This is a genomic window from Roseomonas sp. TS2, assembly GCF_058833935.1.
On record NZ_JCACVY010000291.1, the window covers coordinates 1 to 3,539 of the forward strand.

6 protein-coding genes are annotated in these 3,539 nt (G+C 73.9%); 3 read left to right on the top strand and 3 right to left on the bottom strand.

Annotated elements, in window-relative coordinates; all coding sequences use genetic code 11:
* Positions 1-3: 3 nt before the first annotated feature.
* Positions 4-789: an ABC transporter permease gene (locus ACZJYS_RS23460; protein WP_493180531.1), complete on the top strand. Its 786-nt coding sequence runs from the start codon at positions 4-6 to the stop codon at positions 787-789.
* A gap of 27 nt (positions 790-816) precedes the next feature.
* Entirely contained in the window at positions 817-1,212 is a 396-nt protein-coding gene (locus ACZJYS_RS23465) for a GFA family protein (RefSeq protein WP_493180527.1), read from the top strand.
* A gap of 11 nt (positions 1,213-1,223) precedes the next feature.
* Here ACZJYS_RS23465 and ACZJYS_RS23470 read toward each other — a convergent pair whose 3' ends face one another.
* Positions 1,224-1,553, bottom strand: coding sequence for a DMT family transporter (locus ACZJYS_RS23470; protein ID WP_493180532.1), 330 nt, complete (start codon positions 1,551-1,553; stop codon positions 1,224-1,226).
* Positions 1,554-1,676: 123 nt separating this feature from the next.
* Here ACZJYS_RS23470 and ACZJYS_RS23475 point away from each other — a divergent pair, with 123 nt between their 5' ends.
* Positions 1,677-2,423, top strand: a complete 747-nt coding sequence (locus ACZJYS_RS23475) for a superoxide dismutase (RefSeq protein ID WP_493180528.1) — start codon at positions 1,677-1,679, stop codon at positions 2,421-2,423.
* Between the two features lie 54 nt (positions 2,424-2,477).
* On the opposite strand, the gene ACZJYS_RS23480 is transcribed toward ACZJYS_RS23475, so the two are convergent.
* Positions 2,478-3,197, bottom strand: a complete 720-nt coding sequence (locus ACZJYS_RS23480) for an LrgB family protein (RefSeq protein WP_493180529.1) — start codon at positions 3,195-3,197, stop codon at positions 2,478-2,480.
* Positions 3,197-3,539 (bottom strand): CidA/LrgA family protein (locus ACZJYS_RS23485; protein ID WP_493180530.1); only part of this gene is annotated, 343 nt, incomplete at its 5' end. The genes ACZJYS_RS23485 and ACZJYS_RS23480, both read right to left, overlap by 1 nt.

Consider the following 3,539-nt stretch of genomic DNA (forward strand, 5'->3'; position numbering starts at 1 on the left):
CGGATGCGCGCCCCGCTGAAGCCGGGGCGCATCCTGCTCTGGGCCTTCGGCGTGCTGGCCATCCTGTTCCTGCTGGCGCCGGTGCTGGCGGTGCTGCCGCTCTCCTTCTCCGCGGGGTCCTTCCTGCACTACCCGCTGCCCGGCCTCTCGCTGCGCTGGTACGCCGATTTCTGGAGCTCCGACTTCTGGCTGCCGGCGCTGTGGAACAGCCTGCGCGTCGGCGCCGCCGCCGCGCTGCTGGCCGGAGTGCTGGGCACGCTAGCCGCCTTCGGCCTGTGGCGCTGGCGCTTCCCCGGCCAGGCGGTGGTGATGGCGGTGCTGCTGGCGCCGATGGTGGTGCCGGCCATCATCGTCGCGGTGGCGCTGCTGCTGGCCTTCGGGCCGCTCGGCCTGACCAGCAGCTTCACCGGGCTGATCCTGGGCCATGCCGCGCTCGGCGCGCCCTTCGTGGTGGTGACGGTGCTGGCGGCGCTGCAGCAGTTCGACGCCACGCAGCTGCGCGCGGCGGCGGCCTGTGGCGCCTCGCCCGTGCGGGCCTTCTGGCGCGTCTGCCTGCCGCAGATCGCCCCCGGCGTGGCGGCGGGCGCGGTCTTCGCCTTCGCCACCAGCCTCGACGAGGTGGCGGTGGCGCTGTTCATCGCCGGCCCCGCGCAGCGCACCCTGCCGCGGCAGATGTTCTCCGGCCTGAACGATTCGATCAGCCTCACCATCATGGCGGCGGCCATGGTGCTGGTGCTGATCTCCGGCCTGCTGCTGCTGGCGGTGACGCTGCTGCGCCGCCCGCGTTGAAGGCGCGTACGAACCCGGGAGAGGGCCATGCTGGACGGCGGATGCTTCTGCGGCGCGGTGCGCTACGTGGCGGAGGGCGCGCCCTTCCACCCGACGATCTGCCACTGCGCCGATTGCCGGCGCGCCGCCGGGGCGCCCTGCGTGGCCTGGTTCAGCGTGGCCACGGCGCGGCTGCGCTTCACCCGGGGCCGGCCCCGCTTTTTCGCCTCCAGCGCCAAGGCCGAGCGCGGCTTCTGCGCCGATTGCGGCACCACCCTCACCTGGCGCGGCCTGGCCACGCCGGAGGAGATCGACGTCACCATCGCCAGCCTAGACGAGCCGGAGGCGGTGCCGCCGGCCGACCACACCCAGGCGGCCAGCCGCCTTTCCTGGCTGGCGCTGGCGGACGGGTTGCCGCGGATCCCCGGCTGGCGGACGGAGTAGGGCGGGGGGCCTCAGTGGCCGGCGCTGCCTGACAACAGGTTTATGACCAGCACCCCGGCCAGGATCAGCCCGATGCCGAGCACCGCCGCCGCGTCGAGCCGCTGGCCGTAGAGCACCCACCCCGCCGCCGAGACCAGCACGACGCCGATGCCGGACCACAGCGCGTAGGCGATGCCCACGGGCCATGCGCGGAGCGCCAGCGACAGGAAGTAGAAGGCGCCGCCATAGCCCAGCACCACCACCACCGAGGGCAGTAGGCGGGTGAAGCCCTGGGTCGCCGCCAGGGCGGAGGTGGCGATCACTTCGAGCAGGATGGCGAGGGCGAGGTGCAGCGTGGCCATGCGCCGGCCCGTGCCGTTGCGAAAGCGTGCTGTCAAGCGCGCGGCGGCTCTTACCAGCGCCGCATCCCGGGGCCACCTGCCGTGTTGCACCCGCATCCACGGGACAAGGGAGACCCAGACGCCATGACCACCACCACCCCCATGCTCGCCCGGCGCGGCATGCTGGCCGCCAGCGCCACGCTGTTCGCCACCGGCCTGTTCGCCACGCCGCGCCGTGGCCTGGGCCAGTCGGCGGCGCCCTCCGGCCCCTACACCCTGCCGCCGCTGCCCTACGCCGCCAACGCGCTGGAGCCGCATATCGACGCCGCCACCATGGAGCTGCACCACGGCAAGCACCACGCGGCCTATGTGAACAACCTCAACACCGCGCTGAAGGACCACGGCCAGCTCGCCGCCATGCCGCTGGAGCAGCTGCTGACGAAGATCGGCGAGGCGCCCGAGAGCGTGCGCACGGCGCTGCGCAACAATGGCGGCGGCCACGCCAACCACGCCATGTTCTGGCAGATCATGGGCGGCAAGGGCGGCAGCCCCTCCGGCGAGCTGGCCCAGGCGATCGACCGCGACCTCGGCGGGCTCGACAAGATGAAGTCCGACTTCAACGGCATGGGCGGGCGCGTCTTCGGCTCGGGCTGGGTGTTCGTCACGGTGGACCAGGGCGGCAAGCTGGCGCTGGCCAGCCGGCCCAACCAGGACACGCCGGTCATGGAAGGCCAGCGCGTGCTGATGGGCAACGACGTGTGGGAGCACGCCTACTACCTGAAGTACAACAACCGCCGGCCGGAATACCTCGCCGCGTGGTGGAACGTCGTCGACTGGGCGAAGGTGGGCGAGCGCTACGCGGCCGCGAAGGCGGGCACGCTGAAGATCTGAGGCGGGCCGGGGGGAAGGCTCTTTCCCCCGGGCTTCCCACCCCGCCCGGTGCGGTCAGCCGAAGACCAGGCGCCAGAGCAGGGGGAGCAGCAGGGCGGTGGCCAGGGCGTTCAGCCCCATCGCCATGCCGCTGAAGGCGCCGGCCGTCGCGTTCACCGCGATGGCCCGCGCCGTGCCGAGGCCGTGCGCGGCGGTGCCCATGGCCAGTCCGCGCGCGCGCCAGTCCTTCACCCGCATGGCGTTCAGCGTCATCGGGCCGAGCGTCGCGCCCGTGACGCCGGAGGCCAGCACCACCGCCGCCGTCAGCCCCGGCAGGCCGCCGATCTGCTCGGCGATGCCCATGGCCACCGGCGTGGTGACGGAGCGCGGCGCGAGGCTGGCGGTGATCTCGGGCGCCGCGCCCAGCATCAGCGCGAAGGCCACCCCCACCGCCGCCGCCACGCCGCCGCCCGCGATCACCGCCAGCAGCGCCGCCAGCGCCGAGCGGCGCACATGCTGCCATTGCCGGTACAGCGGCACCGCCAGCGCCACCGTGGCCGGGCCGAGCAGGAAGTGGACGAACTGCGCGCCCTGGAAATACTGCCGGTAGTCGATGCCGGTGAGCAGCAGCGCCGCCGCCAGCAGCGCCACGGCGAACAGCACCGGGTTGGCCGCCGGGTGCCAGCGGCACAGCGCCGCCAGCCGCAGCCCGGCCATCCAGGCCAGCAGCGTGGCGGTCAGCGCCGCCAGCGGGTCGCGCGCCAGATAGACCCAGATCTGCGCCAGATCGACCATCAGCCCAGCCGCCGGATCAGCGCCTGCGCCAGCCGCCCGGTGAAGGCGATGCCGGCCAGCGTGCCCGCCACCACGGCCAGCGAGAGCGGCGCCCAGTCCCGCGCCAGCTGCGGCAGGTAGACCACCACCCCCCCCCCCGCCGGCACGAAGAGCAGGCCCAGATGCATCAGCAGCGTGTCGGCGGTCTGGCCGAGGCCGGGGGCGCCCGGCGCCTCGGCCGGGCTGCCGCGCAGCCGGTCGCGCAGCAGCAGCCCGGCGAAGAGCAGCGCCATGCCGATCACCGGCCCCGGCACCGGCAGGTGCAGCGCACGCGCCAGCACCTCGCCGCAGAGCTGGCAGAGG

Excerpts from the sequence above, each read along its gene's own strand:
- ACZJYS_RS23460 (WP_493180531.1), top strand. The coding sequence starts at position 4 with ATGCGCGCCCCGCTGAAGCCGGGGCGCATCCTGCTCTGGGCCTTCGGC.
- ACZJYS_RS23465 (WP_493180527.1), top strand. The coding sequence starts at position 817 with ATGCTGGACGGCGGATGCTTCTGCGGCGCGGTGCGCTACGTGGCGGAG.
- ACZJYS_RS23470 (WP_493180532.1), bottom strand. The coding sequence starts at position 1,553 with ATGGCCACGCTGCACCTCGCCCTCGCCATCCTGCTCGAAGTGATCGCC.
- ACZJYS_RS23475 (WP_493180528.1), top strand. The coding sequence starts at position 1,677 with ATGACCACCACCACCCCCATGCTCGCCCGGCGCGGCATGCTGGCCGCC.
- ACZJYS_RS23480 (WP_493180529.1), bottom strand. The coding sequence starts at position 3,197 with ATGGTCGATCTGGCGCAGATCTGGGTCTATCTGGCGCGCGACCCGCTG.